We start from the raw sequence: 22,773 nt of genomic DNA, 5'->3' as shown, positions 1-22,773 counted from the left end.
GGAGAGTGAAACGAGGGGCGAGGTCATCGGTCACTGGAACCGATGACCCCGTCCCTGGCGTCCAGGTCACGCCCGGCCCACCGCGGGCGGGACCCGCCTTACAGCTTCGTCCAGGCCTCCGTCAGCACGGAGCGCAGGATCTGCTCGATCTCGTCGAAGACCTTCTGGTCGGAGATCAGCGGCGGGGCGAGCTGGACGACCGGGTCGCCGCGGTCGTCGGCGCGGCAGTAGAGGCCGTTCTCGAACAGCGCCTTGGACAGGAAGCCGTAGAGCACGCGCTCGGACTCCTCGTCCGTGAACGTCTCCTTGGTCGCCTTGTCCTTGACGAGCTCGATGCCGTAGAAGAACCCGTTGCCGCGCACGTCACCGACGATCGGCAGGTCGTGCAGCTTCTGCAGCGTCCGGTGGAAGTGCGCCTCGTTGTCGAGCACGTGCTGGTTGAGGCCCTCGCGCTCGAAGATGTCGATGTTGGCCAGGGCGACGGCCGAGGAGACCGGGTGGCCACCGAAGGTGTAGCCGTGCAGGAAGGTGTTGTCGCCCTGGTAGAACGGCTCGGCGAGGCGGTCGGAGATGATCGCGGCGCCTATCGGGGAGTACCCGGAGGTCATGCCCTTGGCGCAGGTGATGATGTCCGGGACGTAGCCGAACTTGTCGCAGGCGAACATCGTGCCCAGCCGGCCGAAGGCGCAGATGACCTCGTCGGAGACGAGCAGCACGTCGTACTGGTCGCAGATCTCGCGGACCCGCTGGAAGTAGCCGGGCGGCGGCGGGAAGCAGCCGCCGGCGTTCTGCACCGGCTCCAGGAAGACCGCGGCGACGGTCTCCGGGCCCTCGAACAGGATCTGCTGCTCGATCTGGTCGGCTGCCCAGCGGCCGAAGGCCTCCGGGTCGTCGCCGTGGATGGGGGCGCGGTAGATGTTGGTGTTCGGCACCTTGTGCGCGCCGGGGACCAGCGGTTCGAAGGGCGCCTTGAGGGCCGGCAGGCCGGTGATCGACAGGGCGCCCTGCGGGGTGCCGTGGTAGGCGACGGCCCGTGAGATGACCTTGTGCTTCATCGGGTTGCCGGTGAGCTTGTGGTACTGCTTGGCGAGCTTCCACGCCGTCTCGACGGCCTCGCCGCCGCCGGTGGTGAAGAAGACCTTGTTCAGGTCGCCCGGCGCATGCTGGGCCAGCCGCTCGGCGAGCTCGACGGCCTTGGGATGCGCATAGGACCAGATGGGGAAGAAGGCGAGGTCCTGGGCCTGCTTGTTGGCCGCCTCGGCCAGCTCGGCGCGGCCGTGCCCCGCCTGGACGACGAACAGGCCCGCCAGGCCGTCGAGGTAGCGCTTGCCGTCGGTGTCGTAGATGTAGACGCCCTCACCGCGGGCGATGGTCGGCACCGGCGCGTCCCGGTACGACGACATGCGGGTGAAGTGCATCCACAGGTGGTCGTGTGCGGTGCGGGAGAGGTCCTTGCTTCCCTGGGCGGCGTGACTGTCCTTGCTCACTTTTATCGCGTTCCCCATGTGTAGGTCTGCTTGCGCAGCTTGAGGTAGACGAAGCTCTCCGTGGAGCGCACGCCCGGCATGGTCCGGATGCGTTTGTTGATCAGCTCCAGGAGATGGTCATCGTCGTGGCACACGATCTCGACGAGCAGGTCGTAGGAGCCCGCCGCGACGACGACGTAGTCCACCTCGTCGATCTCCGCGAGCGCGTCGGCGACCGGCTCGACGTCACCGTCGACCGTCACACCGAGCATCGCCTGGCGCATGAAGCCGACGGTGAGCGGATCGGTCACGGCGACGATCTGCATGACGCCCTGCTCCTGGAGTTTCTGGACGCGCTGCCGGACGGCCGCCTCCGACAGGCCCACGGCCTTGCCGATGGCGGCGTACGGACGGCGTCCGTCCTCCTGGAGCTGTTCGATGATCGCCAGGGACACGGCATCCAGGGAGGAGCCGCGTGTCTTCTTCGAGTCGCGAGCCACCGCTTCACTGTGCATGAGACCTGCGCCGTCACGCAACCCTGCAGCGATGCAATCCGTAGCGAACCAAGCAAGCAAGAACTGATTCCGTCGTTCGACGGGGTCAGGTGTATCGAAAACGTGGCTCGGACGGTTAGGCTGGCAGTCTCACCCAATGGACAACGGAGCAGGAGGGGTGCCAAGTGACCACCGAGCTGCGTCGACTGCGCAACTACATCGACGGGGAGTTCAGGGACGCCGCTGACGGCCGGACCACCGAGGTGGTCAACCCGGCGACGGGTGAGGCGTACGCGACGGCGCCGCTGTCCGGCGCCGCCGACGTCGACGCCGCGATGGCCGCCGCCGAGACCGCCTTCCCGGCCTGGCGCGACGCGACGCCCGGCACCCGCCAGCAGGCGCTCCTCAAGATCGCCGACGCGCTGGAGACGCGCGCGGACGAGCTGCTGGCCGCCGAGTGCGAGAACTGCGGCAAGCCGCTGGAGCTGACCCGGCAGGAGGAGCTGCCGATGATGCTCGACCAGATCCGCTTCTTCGCCGGCGCGGCCCGCATGCTGGACGGCAAGGCGGCCGGCGAGTACATGGAGGGGCTGACCTCCTTCGTGCGGCGCGAGCCGATCGGCGTGTGCGCCCAGGTCGCGCCGTGGAACTACCCGGCGATGATGGCCGTGTGGAAGTTCGCCCCGGCGCTGGCCGCGGGCAACACCGTCGTGCTCAAGCCCTCCGACACCACCCCGGCCTCCACGGTCTTCCTGGCCGAGGTGATGGGCGAGATCCTCCCCAAGGGCGTCTTCAACATCGTCTGCGGCGACCGCGACACCGGCCGCCTGCTGGTCGAGCACGACACCCCGGCGATGGCCTCCATCACCGGTTCCGTGCGCGCCGGCATGGAGGTGGCCGCCAGCGGCGCCAAGGACCTCAAGCGCGTGCACCTGGAGCTGGGCGGCAAGGCCCCCTGCGTGGTCTTCGACGACGCCGACATCCCGGCGGCCGTCGAGGGCATCCGCGACGGCGGCTTCTTCAACGCGGGCCAGGACTGCACCGCGGCCACCCGCGTGCTCGTGCAGGAGGGGGTGTACGACGAGTTCGTCCAGGCACTCGCCAAGGCCGCGGCCGAGGTGAAGACGGGCGACCTCGGCGACGAGGACTGCTTCTACGGTCCGCTGAACAACCCCACCCACCTGGAGAAGGTCGCCGGCTTCATCGACCGGCTGCCCGCCCATGCCAAGGTCGAGGCGGGCGGTGAGCGCGTCGGCGACAAGGGCTTCTTCTACGCGCCCACCGTCGTCTCGGGGCTCCGGCAGGACGACGAGATCATCCAGAACGAGGTCTTCGGCCCCGTGATCACCGTCCAGAAGTTCACCGACGAGGCGCAGGCCGTCCAGTGGGCCAACGACGTCGACTACGCCCTCGCGTCCTCGGTGTGGACGACGAACCACGGCACCGCCATGCGGATGTCCAAGGCGCTCGACTTCGGCTGCGTGTGGATCAACACCCACATCCCGCTCGTCGCCGAGATGCCGCACGGCGGCTTCAAGAAGTCCGGATACGGCAAGGATCTGTCGATGTACGGCCTGGAGGACTACACGCGGGTCAAGCACGTGATGACCGCGCTGTGAGCCGCCCGGCGGGCTGAGCCCGCTCATGCGCGAGGGGCCCGCACACCCACCCACGGTGGAGTGCGGGCCCCTCGCACATGCGCCGGGACCGGGCTCCGGCTCGGGCGGCGAGCCGGGAGTCTCAGGACCGGTACGGGTTCTGCGGCTGCTGAGCGGCGAACGGGTTGCCGTCCTGACCGGCGCCCGGTTGCTGTGTGACACCGTCGCCGGGCTGCTGCGGCCCGAACTGGCCGCCGGGCGCCCCGCCGTGGGCGAGCATCTGCTCCGCCGACTCCTTGGAGATCTCGGTCGCCGCGCCGCAGAACGTGCACTGGATGTGGTGCTTGGCGGGGGCGATCGGGAAGAGCGGGATGAAGAAGAGCGAGAACTTCGTGACCCGCTTGCGCAGCGGATGAGCGGCCGGGTTGCCGCAGAAGCCGCAGAGCAGGTTCAGCATGGCGATCTGTACCAGCTTGCTGGAGGTGCCGAAGATGAGCACGGCCGAGCTCCCTCGTGGTGTCCGTGGATGAGGGTAGGCAGCCAACCATCCGAAGGCGGGCTGCGGTAAGCCGTTCATGTAACGACCCTGCCCCAACCCCGCAGCCCGGCCGGGGCCGAGCGCTCGCGCACCAGTCGCTCGATGTGGTTGGTGGTGATCGCGTCCACCCCCATCGCGGCGAGTCGGCGCATGGTGCGCAGCCGGTCGGCCGTCCACGCGGAGACCAGACGACCGTCGGCGTGCGCGCGGGCCACGAGCTGCGGGGTGAGCAGCCCGAAACCGTAGTTGAGCCAGCGGGGGCGCAGCTCCTCCAGCAGCGTGGGGCGCACCGGGGCGGCGCGGTCCCAGCTCAGCGCCAGCTCCGCACCGGGCTCCCTCGCGCGCACCCGCCGCATCGCCACCGGGCCGCCGCAGTAGTACACGCGCTCCGCGGCGTCCGCCTCGCGCACGGCCGCGACGGTGGCCGGCACCGCAGCCGGGTCGGGCAGGTCGATCAGCGTACGCACCGCACGCGTGGCCGCCAGCGCCTCGGTCAGTGCGGGGATGCCGGGAGCCGACTCGGCCACTTGCCCGCGGGAGAGCGCCGCGACGGCGACGTCCCGTCCCCACAGCCGCCCCAGCGTCCGGTCGTGCAGCACGACGGGCACCCCGTCCCGGGTGAGCCGCACGTCGAGCTCGACGGCGTCGGCGCCCGCCACGACGGCCGCGCGGAAGGAGCGCAGGGTGTTCTCGCGGGCCACGAAGGGCGCACCCCGGTGCGCGACGGCGTGCACCCCGTCCAGCGCGCGGGGTCCGCCCGCGTGCGCCCGTGCGGCGTACCCGAACGTGCCCACCTCTGCCTCCGTCGCCGATGCCGCTGCCTCCGCCGAGCGGCCGCCCTGCGAGGCGCCGGTCGTCTCCCGGGGCCTGCTCTCCTCCGGGCCGTCGCCGCGGTGGTGTGCGGATGCCTTCTGCTGCGGCACCCGGGTCACCTCGGCCGCTGCCAGGCGGCCAGGTGGGCGTCGATCTCCTCGCGGAGCCGGGACCTGCCCGCCTCGTCCAGGAAGGAGGCGTCCACCGCGTTGCGGGCGAGGGCCGCGACACCGGAGGCGTCCAGTCCCAGCAGCCGGGCGGCGATGGCGTACTCGGTGTTGAGGTCGGTGCCGAACATCGGGGGGTCGTCGCTGTTGACCGTCACCAGCACCCCCGCCTTGACCAGCTCGCCGATGGGGTGGCTCTCCAGCGACTCCACCGCGCGGGTCGCCACGTTCGAGGTGGGGCAGACCTCCAGCGGGATCCGGTTCTCGGCCAGGTGTTCCAGCAGCCGGGGGTCCTGGACCGCGCTGGTGCCGTGGCCGATGCGCTCGGCACGCAGCGAGGTGAGGGCGTCCCAGACCGTTCCGGGCCCCGTCGTCTCACCGGCGTGCGGCACGCTGTGCAGACCGATCGCCAGCGCGCGGTCGAAGTAGGGCTTGAACTGGGGCCGCGGCACACCGATCTCGGGCCCGCCCAGGCCGAAGGAGACCAGCCCGTCCGGGGTCATCTCGGTGGCGATCCGGGCGGTCTCCTCCGCCGACTCCAGCCCCGCCTCACCGGGGATGTCGAACGTCCAGCGCAGCACCACACCCAGCTCCCGCTCCGCGGACCTGCGGGCGTCCTCGATGGCCTCCAGGAAGGCGCCGTCCGGGATGCCACGGCTCACGGAGCTGTAGGGGGTGACGGTCAGCTCCGCGTAACGGACCGCCTGGCGCGCCATGTCGCGGGCGATCTCGTAGGTGAGCAGCCGCACGTCCTCCGCGTCGCGGATCAGGTCCACCACGGAGAGGTAGACCTTGATGAAGTGGGCGAAGTCGGTGAACGTGAAGTACTCCGCGAGCGCTTCCGGATCGGCCGGTACCCCGGCGTCGGGATGCCGCGCAGCGAGTTCGGCGACGATGCGGGGCGAGGCGGAACCGACGTGGTGGACGTGCAGCTCGGCCTTGGGCAGCCCCGCGATGAAGGCGGTCAGATCGGCAGAATCGGTCAAGAGGTGCCTCCGGCTCCTTGAGGGACCGCATCATCGTAGGCGTCGGCCCGCACCGGAGGGGCGCGGGCGGCCCGGGGCGGTGTCCGGGCAGGCGCATAGCATGGACGGAGCGCAGGGGTCGCAGGTCGCAAGGGTGGGGACGAAAGGGGGCACCATGGGCCACGGAACGGGGCAGTCGCCGCCCGCCGGAGTGCCGGGGCAGCCCGGGCCGCCGGGTGACGGCAGCGACAAGGGCGGCGGTGATCAGCCGCCCCCGATACCCGTGGCACCGGACGGCCCGGGCCGCTCCTACGGCACGGCACCCGGCCCGGCGTACGGGGGGTACGGAGGCCATGCCGGGCAGCCCCCGCCGCCGGCGTACGGCGCACCGTCCCCGGGGTACGCCTCCGGCGGGTACGACGCCTACGGTGCGTACGGCGGCACCGGTGCCTACGCCCCCCACGGGTACGGCTGGCAGGGGCCGCCGCTGCCGGCGGGCAGGTCCATCGCGGCCATGGTCGTCGGCATCGTCAGCGTCGTGCTGGTTGTCACCTGCTGGGGCAGTTTCGCCAGCGTGCTCTCCTCCACCGTCGCGCTGGTGCTGGGGGCCAGTGCGCGGCGCGGGGTGGCCCGGGGTGAGCTGGGGGGCCGGCCCCAGGCGACGGCGGGGTTCGTGCTCGGCATCGTCGGGCTCGCTCTTTCGGTGATCGTCAGCACGCTGCTGGTGCTGAGCCTCACGGCCTGGGCCGACGACTCCGGCGGGGGCGGTTCAGGGGGAGGGGGCGGTGACGGTGACTCCTACGACGCCAGGGGTGCGGGCGCATCGGTGACGCTGACGTACGACGGGTGACGCCCTCCCGCCTGTGATGCCGGGGGCCCGGTGCCCGGCACCGATGCAGCAGGGCAGCAACGGCCTCCTTCCGTGTGAAGAGCGACGGTCCCTTCCGTCGGACGCGGGAGGGGGCCGTTTCGTGTGCGTACAGGGAGAGTGGTCGCGCGGCGGAACCAGGCGCCCGGGGGAGGGGCGGACGGGCTGGGCGTCCAGGGTGTTCTCCGGTCCCCGGGCAAAAGGCGCGCCGGAGTACAGATTCCGTGGCGTAATCAAAAGATGACTACGGAATCCCTTGTTGGATGGGGGAAGCTTTGCCAGGATCGGCTGCCAACAGTGGTCCGGGCAACGGGTCCGGGCTCGCCGGACGTGCCGGTGCCGCGTACCGGCGCCGCACCCCGCCGGCGAAGGGCGCGAGCCGTGCCCCGGGCCGCCGGAGCACCCAGCACGCCGTAGTCGTCAGGAGCCCCGATGGTTCAGCGCTTCCCTGTGTCCGAGCGGTTCGCCGCGGGCGCCCAGTACGTGGCCGGACGGCTCGCCCCGGGCACCTCGGGCCGTACGCACACCGTCGTCGACCCCGCCACCGGTGAGGACGTCCACACCTTCGAACTCGCGGGGCCCGCCGACGTCGACGCGGCCGTCCGCGCGGCCCGCGACGCCTTCCCCGGTTGGTCCGGAGCCACGCCCGCCGAGCGGTCCGACGCCATGCACCGCTGGGCCGCCGAGCTGGTGCGCCGCACTGACGAGTTCGTGTACGCCGAGTCGCTGCAGTGCGGCAAGCCGCTCAAGCTGTCGGCCGAGTTCGACGTCCCCGGCTCGTTCGACAACGTCGCCTTCTTCGCCGGTGCGGCCCGCCACCTGACCGGCGCCGCGGCAGCCGAGTACAGCGGCGAGCACACCTCCAGCGTCCGCCGCGAACCGCTCGGTGTCATCGGCTCCATCGCCCCGTGGAACTACCCGCTCCAGATGGCGGCCTGGAAGATCCTCCCGGCCGTGGCAGCGGGCAACACGATCGTCCTCAAGCCCTCCGAGCTGACGCCGTTCACCTCGCTGATGTTCGCGCAGGCGGCCACGGCCGCCGGGATCCCGGACGGGGTCGTCAACATCGTGACCGGTGCAGGCCAGGACGCCGGTGAGGCGTTGGTGGCCCACCCCGGCGTCGCCATGACCTCCTTCACGGGCTCCACCGCCGTCGGCCGCCGCGTCGCCGAGATCGCCACCACGGCCTCGCGGCCCGCCAAGCGCCTCCACCTCGAACTCGGCGGCAAGGCACCCTTCCTGGTGTTCGACGACGCGGACCTGGAGGCCGCCGCACACGGGGCCGTCGCGGGCGCGCTGATCAACACCGGCCAGGACTGCACCGCCGCGACCCGCGCCTATGTGCAACGTCCGCTCCACGACGCGTTCGTCGAGGCCGTCGCAGGGCTGATGAACGACGTACGCGTCGGCGATCCCTTCGCACCGGACACCGACCTGGGACCGCTCATCTCCCACGCGCAGCGCGACCGGGTCGCCGGTTTCGTCGACCGTGCCCGCGCCTACGCCACCGTCGTCACCGGAGGCGAGGCCCCCGGCGGCGAGCTCGCCAAGGGCGCGTTCTACCGGCCGACGCTCCTCACCGGTGCCCCGCAGGACAGCGAGGTCGTCCAGCAGGAGATCTTCGGGCCGGTTCTCGTCGTCCTCCCGTTCGACACCGACGACGAGGGCATCGCACTGGCCAACGACACCCCCTACGGGCTCGCCGCCTCTGCCTGGAGCCGGTCCGTCTTCCGCACCGGGCGCGCCGCCCGCGAGATCCAGGCCGGATGCGTGTGGCTCAACGACCACATCCCGATCATCAGCGAGATGCCGCACGGCGGCTACAAGTCCTCAGGGCACGGCAAGGACATGTCGGCCTACTCCTTCGAGGAGTACACCCAGATCAAGCACGTCATGTCCGAGAACACCGGCGTCGTCCGCAAGGACTGGCACCGCACCGTCTTCGGCGACCGCTGACGCCGCCCGCCGCCCCGGCCCGGTTGCGCCAGCACGGTCGGGCCACCGGCCCCGTTGCCGCACACCACCGGCTCACCCGCTCGCGCCCCCCGTATCCGACCTTCTCCTCCCTTCCCTCCTCTGCCAGGAAATTCCCTCTCAGGAAGTTCTCTCCAGGAAGGCGGTCCACATGGACCTGTACGAAGGACTGCCGGAGCCCGTCGCCCAGGCGTGGGAACGCGGCCTGACCCGTGGCCGCGCCGCGATGTCCCGGCGCCGACTGCTGCGTGCCGCCTCACTGGCCGCAGCCGGTACCACTCTGGCGGCCTGCGGCATACCGCCCGCCGCCGGCAGCAAGGGCGGCGAAGACCCCGAGGACACCCCCGACCACTCGGCCGAGGAGAAGGTTCTCAACTTCGCCAACTGGCCGCTCTACGTCGACGTCGACGAGAAGAACAAGAAGAAGCGCCCGACTCTCGACCGCTTCCGGCGACGGTCCGGCATCGAGGTCAAGTACGTCGAGGACATCAACGACAACAACGAGTTCTACGGCAAGATCAAGCCCCAGCTCGCGGCCGGTCAGGACACCGGCCGGGACCTGATCTGCCTCTCCGACTGGATGGCGGGCCGGGTCATCCGGCAGGGCTGGGCGCAGCGGCTGGACCCGGCCCACCTCACCCACGCGGTCACCAACCTGGAGGACCGCTTCCGCGCGGCCGCGCACGACCCCGGGCGGCAGTACAGCTACCCGTGGGCCGGCACCGCCTGCGTCGTCGCCTACAACAAGAGGGCCACCAGAGGGAAGAAGGTCACCAGCGTCACGCAGCTGCTGGAGGACGACTCCCTCAAGGGCCGCACGTCCATGCTGATCGAGATGACCGACACCATCGGTCTGACCCTCCTCGACATGGGCGCCGACTCCGAGCACTTCACCGAGGACCAGTTCGACGCGGCCCTCGCCCGTATCCAGAAGGCCGTCGACCGCAAGCAGCTGCGCCGCTTCACCGGCAACGACTACCTGGACGAGCTCAACTCCGGCGACATCGCCGCCTGCCTGGCCTGGGCCGGGGACATCGTGCAGCTCAGGATGGACAACGAGGACGTGGAGTTCGCCGTTCCCGACCGCGGCTACCTGTTCGGCACCGACGACCTGCTGGTGCCCGCCAAGGCCCGCCACCGGAGCAACGCCGAGGCGCTGATCGACTACTACTACCAGCCCGAGGTGGCGGCCGAACTGGCCGCGTGGGTCAACTACATCTGCCCGGTCACCGGCGCCAAGGCCGAGATGGAGAAGATCGACAAGGAGCTGGCCCGCAACCCGCTCGTCTTCCCCGACCAGCGCATGATCGCCAAGGGCAAGAACTTCCGGCCCCTGGGCGCCAAGGAAGAAGCGCGGTGCGAGGAGAAGTTCTCCAAGCTCATCGGCGCGTGAGTACGCGTCGCCCGTCGGTGCCCGCCCGCGCGCCGGGGCCGCTTCCGATTCCCTCTCCGCCGTCTCCGTGAGGACCGGACATGACCATCACTCTCTCCGGGATCAGCAAGACCTTCGGCGGCTTCACCGCCGTCCACCCCCTCGATCTGACCATCCCCGAAGGCTCCTTCTTCGCCCTGCTCGGCGCCTCCGGCTGCGGCAAGACCACCACCCTCCGCATGATCGCGGGGCTGGAGGAGCCGACCGGTGGGCGCATCCTGCTGGGCGACGACGACATCACCCGTCTGCCGCCGCACAAACGCCCCGTCAACACCGTCTTCCAGAACTACGCCCTCTTCCCCCACCTCGACGTCACCGAGAACGTCGCCTTCGGACTGCGGCGGCGCGGCGTCGGCTCCGTGCGCAAGCAGGTGGCCGAGATGCTCGACCTCGTCCAGCTCGGTGACATGGCCCGGCGCAAACCGCGCCAGCTCTCCGGCGGTCAGCAACAGCGCGTCGCCCTCGCCCGCGCGCTGATCAACCGTCCGCGCGTCCTGCTCCTCGACGAGCCGCTCGGAGCGCTCGACCTCAAGCTGCGGCGCCAGATGCAGCTGGAACTCAAGCGCATCCAGACGGAGGTCGGCATCACCTTCGTGCACGTCACCCACGACCAGGAAGAGGCCATGACCATGGCCGACAGCGTCGCTGTGATGTACCAGGGGCGCGTCGAGCAACTCGGGCCGCCCGCAGAGCTGTACGAGAACCCCCGCTCCACCTTCGTCGCCAATTTCCTGGGCACCTCGAACCTGCTGGAAGCCGAGGTGCTCTCTCCCGGGGAGAGCCACCCTGCCGGGGGCGACGGCGTTGCCGGAGGGGGCAGCGCGGGGGAGGGCCGCACCGGCGGGGAGGGCGGTGCCCACGGGCAAGGAGGAGCCGAGGACGGGATGCGGGTGACGGTGACCGGTGTGGACACCCGCGCCGCTGACACCGGCGCCGCTGATGCCGGTGCCGGTGGCCCGGGGGCGGGTGCCGAGCTGCGGTTGCCCTCCGCGCGGTGCGCCGTCGAGGACGTGCAGGAGGGCGCGAAAGTGCTGATCGGCATACGTCCCGAGAAGATCTGTCTCATCCACACCGACGAGGCGGCCACCGTTCCCGCGGGACACAACCGGCTGTCCGGCCGCATCAAGGACGCCGGCTACCTCGGTGTCTCGTGGCAGTACCAGGTGGAGACGGCCGGCGGTGCGGAGCTGACGGTCTACGAGCAGAACCTGGAGCGCGACAGCCGGCTCACCGCCGGGGCGCGCGTCGTCCTGCACTGGCGCCCCGGTCACACCTTCGCGCTGGACGCGGCCCAGGACGCGGCAGCCGGCGAGGAGCAGCTGTGACCGCCGTGGCGCCCCTCGCAGGGCTCCCCGACACCCCACCGGGCCCTGACGGCACGGGAACCGGCGCCCCGGGCGGAGCCCCACCACGCGGCAGTCGGTCCCGCCGCGGGCTGACGCCGTACTGGCTGCTGCTGCCCGCGGGACTCTGGCTCGCCGTCTTCTTCGTGGCGCCCCTCTTCTACCAGGCCTCCACCTCCGTGCAGAGCGGCTCCCTGGAGGAAGGCTTCCGCGTCACCTGGTCGTTCTCCACCTACACCGACGCGCTGGCCACCTACGGCGCACACTTCACCCGCTCGTTCGGCTACGCGGCCACCGCGACGGTGCTCTGCCTGGTGATCGGCTACCCGCTCGCCTACATGATCGCCTTCCGTTCGGGGCGCTGGCGCAACCTGGTGCTGGTCATGGTGATCGCCCCCTTCTTCACCAGCTTCCTCATCCGCACCCTCGCCTGGAAGACGATCCTCTCCGACGGCGGGCCCGTCGTCTCAGCCCTCGGCTCCCTGCACGTGCTGGACATGACGCACTGGCTCGGGCTGACCGGCGACGAACGGCTGCTGGCCACCCCGCTCGCCGTCGTATGCGGGCTCACCTACAACTTCCTCCCCTTCATGATCCTCCCGCTCTACAGCTCCCTGGAGCGGATCGACACCTCACTGCACGAGGCCGCCCGCGACCTGTACGCCACCCCCGCCACCACCTTCCGCAAGGTGACCTTCCCGCTGTCGCTGCCCGGCGTGGTGGCCGGCACCCTGCTCACCTTCATCCCCGCCTCCGGCGACTACATCAACGCCCAGTTGCTGGGCTCGCCGAACGAGCAGATGGTCGGCAACGCCATCCAGAAGCAGTTCCTCAACGTCCTCGACTACCCGACGGCGGCTGCGATGTCCTTCATCCTGATGGCGCTCATCCTGATCGTCGTCAGCGTCTACATGCGCAAGGCCGGGACGGAGGAGCTGGTCTGATGCCCACCCGCACCCACGGGACCGGCACCACCACCCGTGCCGTCGCCCCCGCACCCGGCCCCCGCTTCCTGCGCTCCCCGCTGCGGCTGCTGCGGCGGAACGCCGTCGTCCTCGTGGGCTGCGTGGCGCTGGCGTACCTGCTGCTGCCCAACGTGGTCGTCCTGCTGTTCTCCTTCAACAAGCCGGCCGGCCGCTTCAACTACTCCTGGCACGCCTTCTCCACGGACGCCTGGGAAAACCCCTGCGGCGTCGCCGACATGTGCGGCTCCCTGGGGCTCAGCCTCCAGATCGCCGTGCTGGCCACCCTGATCGCCACCGCCTTCGGTACGTTCGCCGCCTTCGCGCTGGCCCGCTACCGCTTCCGGGGCAAGAGCGCCACCAACGCCCTGATCTTCCTGCCGATGGCCATGCCCGAAGTCGTGATGGCCGCCTCCTTGGGCACCCTGTTCCTCAACGCGCGCGTCCAGTTCGGCTTCCTGACCATTCTGATCGCGCACGTCATGTTCTGTCTGAGCTTCGTCGTCGTCGCGGTGAAGGCCCGCGTGACGAGCATGGACCCCCGGCTGGAAGAGGCCGCACGCGATCTGTACGCCGGGCCCCTGCAAACCTTCTGGCGAGTCACCCTGCCGCTCGCGGCGCCCGGGATCGCCGCGGGCGCGCTGCTGAGTTTCGCGCTCTCGTTCGACGACTTCATCATCACCCAGTTCAATGCGGGCCCCTCCACCGTCACCTTCCCGATGTTCGTGTGGGGCGCCGCGCAGCGCGGCGTGCCGGTACAGGTGAACGTCATCGGATCGGCGATGTTCGTCCTCGCCGTCGCGCTCGTCCTCGGCGGCCAGCTCGTGGCGAACCGACGCCGCAAACCGTGACCGGCCCAGGGGACCCGACACCACCCCGGCGGGCCGCACTCGCGCAGAAGAAGCACAGAAGAATCAAGGAGCCGATAACCGTGAGCGACGCCGTGGCCTCCCGAGCTGCCCTCCGTTCCCTCGCCGACGCCCAGCCCGTCCCCTACTGGCTGGACGACCCCGCACGCCGCCCCGCACCCCGCCCCGCCCTCGTCGGCGACGAACAGTGCGACCTGCTCGTCGTCGGAGGCGGCTACAGCGGACTGTGGACCGCCCTCCTCGCCAAGGAGCGCGACCCCGGCCGCGACGTCGTACTCGTCGAGGGCGACGAAGTCGGCTGGGCCGCCTCCGGGCGGAACGGCGGATTCTGCGCGGCCTCCCTCACCCACGGCTTCGGCAACGGACTCGCCCGCTGGCCCGACGAGATCGTCGAGCTCGAGGAGTTGGGCCGCCGCAACCTCGACGCCATCGAGAGCGCGGTCACCCGCTACCGGCTCGACTGCGAGTTCGAGCGCACCGGCGAGCTCAGCGTGGCAACCGAGCCGTACCAGGTCACCGAGCTCCGGCAATGGGCCACCGAGGCGGACGGACTCGGGCTGGGGAAGGACCTGACCTGTCTCGACCAGGACGCGGTACGCGCCGAGGTCGCCTCCCCCACCTTCCTCGCCGGACTGTGGGACCGCACCGGTGTGGCCATGGTCAACCCGGCCCGCCTGGCCTGGGGCCTCAAACGCGCCTGCGAAGGGGCCGGGGTGCGCATCTACGAACACACCCCCGCCACCCGGTTGGGCACCCGTGGCGCGCAGGTGGCCGCCGCGACCCCCTACGGACGCGTCCGCGCCCGCCACGTCGCCCTCGGCACCAACGCCTTCCCCTCACTGCTGCGCCGGGTGCGCCCCTTCGTCGTACCCGTCTACGACTACGCGCTGATGACCGAGCCCCTGACCGAGGAGCAGCGGGCCGCCATCGGCTGGCAGCACCGGCAGGGTCTCGGGGACAGCGCCAACCACTTCCACTACTTCCGCCTCACCGCGGACGACCGCATCCTGTGGGGCGGCTACGACGTGCTCTACCACTACGGCAGCCGCATCTCCCGCGACTACCACCAACGGCCCGAGACCTTCGCCAAACTGGCCCGGCACTTCTTCCGCTGCTTCCCGCAACTGGAGGGCATCAGATTCAGCCACCGCTGGGGCGGCGCCATCGACACCTGCACACGCTTCTCGCCGTTCTTCGGCACCGCCATGGACGGGCGCGTCGGCTACGCGGCCGGCTACACGGGGCTCGGTGTCGGCTCCACGCGCTTCGGCGCCGAGGTCGTGCTGGACCTGCTCGACGGGGAGCGGACCGCACGCACCGCGCTGGAGATGGTGCGCAAGAAGCCGCTGCCGTTCCCGCCGGAGCCGGTGCGCTGGGCAGGCATCGGTATCACCCAGTGGTCCCTGGCCCGCTCCGACGCCCAGGCAGGGCGGCGCAATCTGTGGCTGAGGACCATGGACAAGGTCGGCATGGGTTTCGACAGCTGAGGGTCACGACCCCCTCCACGGCCATGTCCTCGTCACGGCCACGCCCTCTCGCCGTGGCCGAGGGCCGCGGCCTCGGCCACGGTCACACGGAGGGACCGACAGGGGTCACAACCCGCTGTCGGCTGCGGTGGGCCACCGCGCTGGCCGCACAGAGCAGGAGCACGCTCAGGGACCAACTCGCCGCCACGTCCAGCGGCCAGTGATACCCGCGCCACACCAACCCCAGCCCGTTGCCCAGGGAGAGCAGGGTCGCAACCGTCCAGGCCAGGCGTAGCAGGGTGCGTGACAGCAGGTTCGCGAGCAGGAGCAGCGCCCCGCCGAGAGCCACCGCGGTGGTGGCCGCGTGGCCGGACGGATAGAAGCCGCCACCGCCCAGCGGGCCGGTACGGTCCGTCCAGCTCTTCACCCCCGTCACCACCAGCGCCATCACCACCATGGCCAGGAGGTAGCAGAGCACCGGTCTCCAGGAGCGCCCCCGGGAGCTCCACAGGGAGGCCGCCGTCGCCGCGGCGAGCAACGGCAGGGCGACCGTCATGTTGCCGATGTCCGCCAGCAGCTCGGCCGGGCCGGAGGGCGGCGCGGCCGCCCGCATGGCGTCTCCCAGTGCCTCGTCCCAGCGCCGCAGCGGGCCGGCGACGACGACCTGCCAGGTGCACAGCGCGAAGACGGCTGCGCACACCCACGAAGCCGTCAGCGGGGGCACACGGAGGGGGAACCGGGCAGCGGCGGGACCGGTCGCGGTCGGCGGCGTGGCGGGCCGCCCAGGAATCGGAGGGATTCCGGGGCGGCCGGCTCGATCGGACCGCCGCGGGTCCCGGGGGGTGTGGGACACGCGGTCAACCGATCGCGGAGGTGCGTGCGCGAGGGCACGGCCGGGCCTGTCCTGGGGAAAGACGGGCTCGGACCCGGATGCTGGAGTGGTTCGGACCTGCATCCTGGCAACTGCCAGAACCGTACGGCAGCGGAGCCGGGCCCGACAGACGGAACACGCACCGGCCATCGCCCCCGCACAGATTCTTCACCGGCCTGCTCTCCCTGTTCCCCTGCTGGTCACCGCCTCGGCCGCGACGGCCGTACGCGCGGCCCCGCCGCTCAGACACCACGGTACCGGCGCGCGGACCGACAGGGCGCCGTACGGCGGGCGTACAGCGCGGCGCACAGCGGGCGCGCAGTGCGGGCCCACAGCAGGGCGCCGCACACGACACGGGTGCGGACGCCGCAGCGCCCGCACCCGTGTGGTGATCCGTCCTTCGACTGTCAGAGTCCCGCGAGCGCGTCCTCCAGGATGTCCAGGCCCTCGTTGAGCAGCTCCTCGCCGATGACCAGCGGAGGCAAGAACCGCATGACGTTGCCGTAGGTGCCCGTCGTCAGAACGAGCAGGCCCTGCTGGTGGCAGGCCTTGGCCAGGGCCGCGGTGGCCTCGGGGGCGGGCTCCTTGCTGCCGGGCTGCACCAGCTCGATGGCGAGCATCGCACCGCGCCCCCGCACCTCGCCGATGACGCCGAACCGCTCGGCCAGCTTCTCCAGGCGCGGCTTCATGATCTCCTCGATGCGGCGGGCCTTGGCGGGCAGGTCCAGCTCGCGCATCGTCTCGATCGACCCGAGCGCCGCCGCGCACGCCACCGGGTTGCCGCCGTAGGTGCCGCCGAGGCCGCCGCTGTGCGCCGCGTCCATGATCTCGGCGCGCCCGGTGACGGCCGCCAGCGGCAGGCCGCCCGCGATGCCCTTCGCCGTCGTGATGAGGTCAGGGACCAGCCCCTCGTCCTCGCAGGCGAACCACTGCCCGGTGCGGCAGAAGCCCGACTGGATCTCGTCCGCCACGAACACGATGCCGTTGTCCCGGGCGAACTGCTGGATCCGGGGAAGGAAGCCCTGAGCCGGCACGATGAAACCGCCCTCGCCCAGGACCGGTTCGATGATGATCGCCGCGACGTTGTCCGCACCGATCTGCTTGCTGATCTGATCGATGGCCTGCGCGGCGGCCTCCTCGGCGCAGTTCTCCGGGCCGGTCAGCCAGCGGAAGGGATAGGCCACCGGGACCCGGTAGACCTCCGGCGCGAACGGGCCGAAGCTGTGCTTGTACGGCATGTTCTTGGAGGTGAGAGCCATCGTCAGGTTCGTCCGGCCGTGGTAACCGTGGTCGAAGACCACCACCGCCTGACGGCCGGTGTGCGCACGGGCGACCTTCACCGCGTTCTCGACCGCTTCCGCACCCGAGTTGAACAGCGCGCTCTTCTTCGCGTGGTCGCCCGGCGTGAGCGCGGCCAGCTCCTCGCAGACCTGCACGTACGGCTCGTACGGAGTAACCATCGCGCAGGTGTGCGTGAAGTCGTTGAGCTGCTCCGTCGCCCGGCGGACCACGGCCTCCGCGCTGTTGCCGACGGACGTCACGGCGATACCGGAGCCGAGGTCGATGAAGGAGTTCCCGTCCACGTCCTCCAGCACGCCACCGCCCGCACGCCGCGCGAAGACCGGCATCACCGTCCCGACGCCGGCCGCGACCGTGGCCTGCTTGCGGGCCATCAGCTCCTGCGACTTCGGCCCGGGAATCGCGGTGACGACACGCCGCTCCTGGGGAAGGGCGGGGCCTCCGGACAGTTCCGTCTTTGCGGTCATAGCGCACTCCTCGGGAGAAACGGGGGTCTTGTACTCCGCAGGCTAGGGGCACCCGTGCGGCCGACACATGCTCCGCTCCGGAGAAGTGCGTTTCCACGGTTGGCCACCGCGGACATAGGCGCCGCCGGACCCTCGTGGAAGCGGGAACCGGACCGGCTCTCCCGGCGCCGCACCCGGACGGCCCGACCCGCGTGCGGGCCTGGTTCAACTGAGGTGGCGGGCCGCTAGATTGGAGACAGGAGGATGCCGGCCGTACGCGGTGGGCACGTCGGGGCGTCAAGGAGCTGAGGCAGCACATGAACATGGGGCTTCCCCACCGGAAGCAGGGCACAGACAGTCCGGACGGCTCCGCACACCCCTGGCGGCAACCGTCACCGGGGTCGGTGCCGGCCTCCTCCGCCGGGCAGCCCGTGCCGAGCCCCGCACGGCCTGACGCGGGGCAGCCGGGGCGACCCGGGCAGTCGGCCGGTTCCGTGCCCGTACCGCCCGCCCGCCCTGTCGAGCCCGCTGCGCCGCCGCCTCCTACCGCGCCGCCTGGTGCGGGAGCGGGTGCTGCGGCTGACGCGTGGGGAGTGGAGGCCGGGCCTCCGCCCATGCCCGCCGGGGCCCCGCAGGCCGGGCCCCCGCTCGTCGACTGGCTCCGACTGCCCCGCCCCGAGGCCGGCCCCGGCGTATGGCGCTGCGGCCACCAGCCCCGCCCCCCGGAAGACCCCGACCGCATCCCCGCCCGCCAACTCGTCAGCGGCGCCATCGTGTCGTTCCTCATCGGATGGCTGCTGTGGTCGTTGTTGTGGAACGGGTATCTGGGGCAGTTCTGGCTCTGGCCTCTGTACGCCATGACTCCGGATGCGGTGGGCACCGGCAGGAAATTTCTTGCATACGGCTATTACGCGCTCGTGGCCATTGCTCTCATCGTCTTCTTCGGCCGCATCGGGCGCTGGGACGAACTGCTTCGCCGCGTGGTCGGTCGTCTGACCGCGAGCAAGGAAGCGCCTGGTGGTGTCACCCCGGACCGTGTCACAGAGGAGGTCCCCACCCCCCCTCCGCACCTCGATCCCGCCGAATGGCCGGAGCTTCGGGCCGGTGGGGCGAAGGAGGCCGCGGAGCGGTTGGCGGGGGAGTTGCGGGCGGGGCGGATGACGGACGTCGATCATGCTCGCCTCGACCGGGCGTGGCAGACCGTCAGGGCCCGCCCGCAGCGGTTGTCGGCGTTCGTGGAGAGCGTGCTCAGCGAGGGGGCGGGGGCCTGCGGGCACCCGTCGGGAGCCCGGGACCTGCCGGTCAGGGCCGCGCGGCACGACCTTTGTGTGCGGCAGGTCCGGATCGGCCGGGCGGCCGATGTCGAGCGCAACCCGCAGGAGTACCGGGGGGCGGGCGTGGCGCTGGACCCCTCGCTGCTGGGGACGTCGGCGCTGGCTGTCGGGCCGCCCGGTACGGGGAAGACGACGAAGCTGGCCCGGCCGGTCGTGGAGTCGCTCTGTCTTCAGGCGCTGTCGGGGCAGGCCGCGGTGATCGCCGTGAGCCCGACGGGCTCGCATTTCGTGCGGGACGACTCCTTCGACCTCGTCGTCCGGCTCGGCCACCCCGACTCCACTCACGACCTGGACCTCTACGGCGGCACGACCGACCCGGACGAGGCCGCCGGCATGCTCGCGGAGGCCCTGGTGGGGGATGTGGCCGCCGCGTTGCCGGGTGGGGACAGCCGACGGGTGGCGACGGTGCTGGCGCAGCTCATCGGCCCGTTCGCCACGGTGCACCGCCGTTTTCCCGCGGTGCCGGAGCTGCGCGAACTGCTGGACGGGGCCCCCGGCGCGCTGGATGCGCTGCGGGACGAGCTGCGGGCCGAGGGGCAGGCCGCCCAGATCCGTGAGCTGGACGCGTTCGAGCGGCAGTCGGGGAGGGCCGGGGACATGGCCGCTCTGCTGGCCGACCGCATCGCGCTCCTGGACCGGCCGGCGTTCGCGGACTTCTTCCTGCCGGAGGGCAGCCCGCGTGCCCAGGGGCGGCGGCCCTTCTCGCTGCGGGCGCTGGAGCATCCGCTGCGGGTCCGTATCGATCTGCCCGAGCGGGGGCACGCGGAGGCCTCCCGGATCCTGGCCAGGCTGGTGCTGGCGCAGTTCACCGAGTGCGCTGTCGCCCGCGCCGACCAGTCGCTGTTCACCTGCCTGGTGCTGGACGACGCGGCGCAGACGATCACCCCGCAGGCGTTGCGCGGGCTCCAGCGGCTGCGCTCGGCGCACGCGGGGGTGCTGTTGACACTGCGGGCGCTGGACGACGTGCCCGAGTCGTTGCGCGGGCCGCTGCTGGGCGCTGTGGGGTGCCGGATGGTGTGTGCGGGGGTCACGCCGTGGGACGCGGAGCGGTTCGCGGAGGTGTGGGGCACGGAGTGGGTGCAGACCCGCACGGTCACCAATCGGCAGCTCGTCTCCGACGAGCCGGTCACGCGGGTGCTCCACGCGGTCCGGCGGCTGGCGACCGGCAAACACGTGACTGCGGAATCGGTCACTGTCCGAAGTGAGCAGCGGGAGCGATGGTCGGCCTCCGACCTGGCCAACGAGTTGCAGCCCGAGCACGCGGTGCTGTCTTTCACCACGGTGCGTGGCGAGCGGACCCCGCCCATCCTGACGAAACTGGGGGACTGACACCGCGCGCCGCAGACCCCGCACGCCGGGCGCCCCGCATCCGGGCACGCCCCACCTCGTGCAGGCCGCGACGTCCGTGCACGCCTCGCCCGTGGCAGGCCGCGTATTCCGCGCCTCCCGTATCAGGTGACCCCATGGGCCCCGCCGCACGGAGGAGGTCATCCGTTCGCGTGAATGACCGAACGGGGGTGGACGCCTGTACGGTGAAATGCGTTATGTCACCGACTCTCGCCACGCTCGTCCAGAACTCCGCGCTCCGCCTCTCCGTGCTCGCGGGGCACGACAGGCTGGACGCTTCCGTGCGGTGGGCGCACGCCAGCGAGCTGGCCGATCCGACGCCGTACATGGACGGTGGCGAACTCATACTCTTCACCGGGCTCAAGCTCGACGCGGACGATCCCGAGGTGATGCGCGGCTACGTGGCGAAGCTGCTCGGCAAGGGTGTGGTGGGGCTCGGGTTCGCCGCCGGTGTCAACTACGAGGGTGTGCCACGGGCGCTCGTCGAGGCCTGTGAGGGGGCCGGTCTGCCGTTGCTCGAGGTGCCGCGGCGTACCCCGTTCATCGCGATCAGCAAGGCGGTGTCGGCGGACATCGCCGCGGAGCAGTACCGGGCGGTGACCGCCGGGTTCGACGCGCAGCGCGAGATGACCCGGGCGGCGCTCTCCCGTGAGGGGCCGTCCGCGTTGCTCGCCCGGCTGGCCTCGCAGGTCGACGGGTGGGCGGCGCTCTACGACGTGTCCGGCTCGGTGGTCGCCACCGCCCCGGCGTGGGCCGTGCGCCGGGCGGCGCGTTTCGTGGACGACGCGGAGCGGCTGCGGGACCGTCCCGCGCCCGCCAGCGCGGTCGTCAGTGAGGCGGACAGCCGGGACGACCGTGTCGAGCTCCAGTCGATCGGTACCGGCAGGCGGGCGAAGGCGGTCCTGGCGGTGGGTACGGCGGCGCCGCTGGGTACGGCGGAGCGGTACGCCGTGAACTCGGCCATCGCGCTGCTGACCCTCACCACCGAGCGCTCACGGGCCCTGCAGGAGGCGGAGCAGCGGCTGGGAGCCGCGGTCATGAAGATGCTGCTCGTCGGCGAGGCCGATCACGCCCGTGCGGTGGCGGGGCAGTTGTACGGCGGGCTGTTGGACGCACCGATGCGGGTGATCGTCGCCGAGCCGGCGTCCGCCGCCGCCGCGCGGTACGCGCAGGAGGGCATCGCGGCGGTGCACTCCGGCCGGTCCGCCGCCCCCTCTCCGGCGGTGCCCGCCACCGTGCCGACGGCCACCACTCACGTCGCGGCGTCGCCCGCAGCCCGCACGGCCGCCCCGGTCCCCACCGGCTACCTGGCCCGCGCGGGCGAACCCTGCGGCCTGTCCGACCTGGCTGCCTCTCCCGGCGGGGCCCCGGCCGGCGGGAGGGGGCCCTCCGCGAAGGCGCCGTTGGCGACGGCGTCCTCCGCCAAGGTCCCGTCCCCCTCGGGCGGCGGGAAGACGGCAGCCACCAAGGAGCCGTCCGGGGCGGAGGCGCGCCGGACGCCGTCCGGGCGCGAGACCGGTCGCGTGCCGTCCGGGCCCGAGGCAGGCACGGACGGGGCGGTTCTCCCCGCCGTGGCGGGAGGAGCCGCGGTCCCGGGTACCGGGGTGGTGGTCGCCTCGGGCGGCGGCCCCCGGTCCGACTCCGCCGACGGCGGGCGACTGGGCCGGATCGTCTGGCCGCTGGAGGAACTGGCCGACACGGTCGAGACCGCTGCCGCACGCAACGGTGAGGCGGTGCTCGTGGTGCCCGACGGGGCGCGGCTGGTGGTGCTGGCCCCGGACGGCGGGGCCGCGATGGCGGCCTGTGCCGACTTCGCCGCGACGGCCGCTGCCGCCCAGCCGGGCCGGGGTTCCGACGGGGGCGGTGAGGGGGGGCTGGCGATCGGCGTCTCCGCGCCCGCGGGCCTGCCGGCCGCCGCTGTCGCCTTCAAGCAGGCCGACCAGGCGCTCTCGGTCGCCAGGCGGCGCGGAGTGCCGCTCGTCGAGCACGAGGACGTGGCGGCGGGTTCCGTCCTGCCGCTGCTCGCCGACGACGCCGTACGGGCGTTTGCGGACGGCCTGCTGCGGGCCCTCCGCGAGCACGACGCGAACGGCAGAGGGGACCTGGTCGCCTCGCTGCGGGCGTGGCTGTCCCGGCACGGTCAGTGGGACGCGGCCGCGGCGGAACTCGGCGTCCACCGGCACACCCTGCGGTACCGCATGCGTCGGGTGGAGGAGATCCTCGGCCGTTCGCTGGACGACCCGGACGTGCGCATGGAGCTGTGGCTGGCCCTCAAGGCGACGAGCTGAGCGCGGGCCCGAAACCTCGGCTGCGCCCCGCAGTGCAGGCCCTCCACTGAAGCCGGGCTGCGGGCTGGTGACCCCGCCGGCCCCGATCGCGCGCATGCCCGGGATCCCCTTTCCCGGCTCCGGCTGCTGCCCCTGACCGGCTGTTACATGCTCCGGACATGCCCTCGTGAACTCCTGCTGCCGAGGGTGCATCGAACCTTCCGTAACGCACTCCACAGGACGGGGAGCGCCGG

17 protein-coding genes are annotated in these 22,773 nt (G+C 71.7%); 10 read left to right on the top strand and 7 right to left on the bottom strand.

Going from position 1 to position 22,773, the window contains the following annotated elements; translation table 11 throughout:
* Positions 1-98: 98 nt before the first annotated feature.
* The gene (locus tag H297_RS0100085) at positions 99-1,505 is read right to left on the bottom strand and encodes an aspartate aminotransferase family protein (RefSeq protein WP_051351370.1); all 1,407 of its coding nucleotides are present in this window, start codon (positions 1,503-1,505) and stop codon (positions 99-101) included.
* A complete protein-coding gene (locus H297_RS0100080) occupies positions 1,490-1,981 on the bottom strand; it encodes an Lrp/AsnC family transcriptional regulator (RefSeq protein ID WP_051351369.1) in 492 nt (163 codons plus the stop codon). The genes H297_RS0100085 and H297_RS0100080 overlap by 16 nt, the downstream gene beginning before the upstream one ends.
* A gap of 164 nt (positions 1,982-2,145) precedes the next feature.
* On the opposite strand from H297_RS0100080, the gene H297_RS0100075 reads away from it, so the two are divergent.
* Entirely contained in the window at positions 2,146-3,579 is a 1,434-nt protein-coding gene (locus H297_RS0100075; RefSeq protein WP_027735372.1) for a gamma-aminobutyraldehyde dehydrogenase, read from the top strand.
* Between the two features lie 121 nt (positions 3,580-3,700).
* On the opposite strand, the gene H297_RS0100070 is transcribed toward H297_RS0100075, so the two are convergent.
* The 3 genes from H297_RS0100070 to H297_RS0100060 form a co-directional block, all read right to left on the bottom strand.
* Positions 3,701-4,057 (bottom strand): zinc-ribbon domain-containing protein, encoded by a 357-nt coding sequence (locus tag H297_RS0100070; protein WP_027735371.1) that lies wholly within the window; start codon positions 4,055-4,057, stop codon positions 3,701-3,703.
* Between the two features lie 74 nt (positions 4,058-4,131).
* Positions 4,132-4,839 carry a glycerophosphodiester phosphodiesterase gene (locus tag H297_RS0100065; protein WP_027735370.1) on the bottom strand — a complete coding sequence of 236 codons (708 nt, stop codon included), beginning with the start codon at positions 4,837-4,839 and terminating at the stop codon, positions 4,132-4,134.
* Positions 4,840-5,024: 185 nt separating this feature from the next.
* On the bottom strand, positions 5,025-6,062 hold the full coding sequence (locus H297_RS0100060) for an adenosine deaminase (RefSeq protein ID WP_027735369.1): 1,038 nt from the start codon (positions 6,060-6,062) through the stop codon (positions 5,025-5,027).
* A 154-nt stretch (positions 6,063-6,216) separates the two neighbouring features.
* On the opposite strand from H297_RS0100060, the gene H297_RS0100055 reads away from it, so the two are divergent.
* From H297_RS0100055 to H297_RS0100025, 7 genes are all read left to right on the top strand, one after another.
* Complete coding sequence (locus tag H297_RS0100055) at positions 6,217-6,891, top strand: DUF4190 domain-containing protein (RefSeq protein ID WP_106959520.1); 675 nt, start codon at positions 6,217-6,219, stop codon at positions 6,889-6,891.
* Between the two features lie 450 nt (positions 6,892-7,341).
* Complete coding sequence (locus H297_RS0100050; RefSeq protein WP_027735367.1) at positions 7,342-8,865, top strand: gamma-aminobutyraldehyde dehydrogenase; 1,524 nt, start codon at positions 7,342-7,344, stop codon at positions 8,863-8,865.
* 169 nt (positions 8,866-9,034) lie between these two features.
* The gene (locus tag H297_RS0100045; RefSeq protein WP_027735366.1) at positions 9,035-10,276 is read left to right on the top strand and encodes a polyamine ABC transporter substrate-binding protein; all 1,242 of its coding nucleotides are present in this window, start codon (positions 9,035-9,037) and stop codon (positions 10,274-10,276) included.
* 80 nt (positions 10,277-10,356) lie between these two features.
* The gene (locus tag H297_RS43915) at positions 10,357-11,640 is read left to right on the top strand and encodes a spermidine/putrescine ABC transporter ATP-binding protein (RefSeq protein WP_027735365.1); all 1,284 of its coding nucleotides are present in this window, start codon (positions 10,357-10,359) and stop codon (positions 11,638-11,640) included.
* A gap of 5 nt (positions 11,641-11,645) precedes the next feature.
* Positions 11,646-12,602 carry an ABC transporter permease gene (locus H297_RS0100035; protein WP_051351475.1) on the top strand — a complete coding sequence of 319 codons (957 nt, stop codon included), beginning with the start codon at positions 11,646-11,648 and terminating at the stop codon, positions 12,600-12,602.
* Positions 12,602-13,471, top strand: a complete 870-nt coding sequence (locus H297_RS0100030) for an ABC transporter permease (RefSeq protein WP_078513635.1) — start codon at positions 12,602-12,604, stop codon at positions 13,469-13,471. The genes H297_RS0100035 and H297_RS0100030 overlap by 1 nt, the downstream gene beginning before the upstream one ends.
* Positions 13,472-13,551: 80 nt before the next feature.
* Positions 13,552-14,976: an FAD-dependent oxidoreductase gene (locus tag H297_RS0100025; protein ID WP_027735362.1), complete on the top strand. Its 1,425-nt coding sequence runs from the start codon at positions 13,552-13,554 to the stop codon at positions 14,974-14,976.
* An 82-nt stretch (positions 14,977-15,058) separates the two neighbouring features.
* On the opposite strand, the gene H297_RS0100020 is transcribed toward H297_RS0100025, so the two are convergent.
* Positions 15,059-15,679, bottom strand: coding sequence for a phosphatase PAP2 family protein (locus H297_RS0100020; RefSeq protein WP_486589351.1), 621 nt, complete (start codon positions 15,677-15,679; stop codon positions 15,059-15,061).
* A 554-nt stretch (positions 15,680-16,233) separates the two neighbouring features.
* On the bottom strand, positions 16,234-17,592 hold the full coding sequence (gabT, locus tag H297_RS0100015; RefSeq protein ID WP_027735360.1) for a 4-aminobutyrate--2-oxoglutarate transaminase: 1,359 nt from the start codon (positions 17,590-17,592) through the stop codon (positions 16,234-16,236).
* A gap of 593 nt (positions 17,593-18,185) precedes the next feature.
* On the opposite strand from gabT, the gene H297_RS0100010 reads away from it, so the two are divergent.
* Positions 18,186-20,234 (top strand): P-loop NTPase family protein, encoded by a 2,049-nt coding sequence (locus H297_RS0100010; RefSeq protein WP_037792427.1) that lies wholly within the window; start codon positions 18,186-18,188, stop codon positions 20,232-20,234.
* A gap of 215 nt (positions 20,235-20,449) precedes the next feature.
* Complete coding sequence (locus H297_RS0100005; RefSeq protein WP_027735358.1) at positions 20,450-22,540, top strand: PucR family transcriptional regulator; 2,091 nt, start codon at positions 20,450-20,452, stop codon at positions 22,538-22,540.
* Positions 22,541-22,773: the final 233 nt, after the last annotated feature.

The sequence above is a fragment of the Streptomyces sp. CNT360 genome (genome assembly GCF_000424785.1).
This window is presented reverse-complemented; position numbering and strand designations above follow the sequence as displayed.

Coding starts and splice junctions, on each gene's coding strand:
- H297_RS43915 (WP_027735365.1), top strand. CDS start 10,357: ATGACCATCACTCTCTCCGGGATCAGCAAGACCTTCGGCGGCTTCACC.
- H297_RS0100005 (WP_027735358.1), top strand. CDS start 20,450: ATGTCACCGACTCTCGCCACGCTCGTCCAGAACTCCGCGCTCCGCCTC.
- H297_RS0100080 (WP_051351369.1), bottom strand. CDS start 1,981: ATGCACAGTGAAGCGGTGGCTCGCGACTCGAAGAAGACACGCGGCTCC.
- H297_RS0100050 (WP_027735367.1), top strand. CDS start 7,342: ATGGTTCAGCGCTTCCCTGTGTCCGAGCGGTTCGCCGCGGGCGCCCAG.
- H297_RS0100010 (WP_037792427.1), top strand. CDS start 18,186: ATGCCCGCCGGGGCCCCGCAGGCCGGGCCCCCGCTCGTCGACTGGCTC.
- H297_RS0100030 (WP_078513635.1), top strand. CDS start 12,602: ATGCCCACCCGCACCCACGGGACCGGCACCACCACCCGTGCCGTCGCC.
- H297_RS0100085 (WP_051351370.1), bottom strand. CDS start 1,505: ATGGGGAACGCGATAAAAGTGAGCAAGGACAGTCACGCCGCCCAGGGA.
- H297_RS0100055 (WP_106959520.1), top strand. CDS start 6,217: ATGGGCCACGGAACGGGGCAGTCGCCGCCCGCCGGAGTGCCGGGGCAG.
- H297_RS0100045 (WP_027735366.1), top strand. CDS start 9,035: ATGGACCTGTACGAAGGACTGCCGGAGCCCGTCGCCCAGGCGTGGGAA.
- gabT (WP_027735360.1), bottom strand. CDS start 17,592: ATGACCGCAAAGACGGAACTGTCCGGAGGCCCCGCCCTTCCCCAGGAG.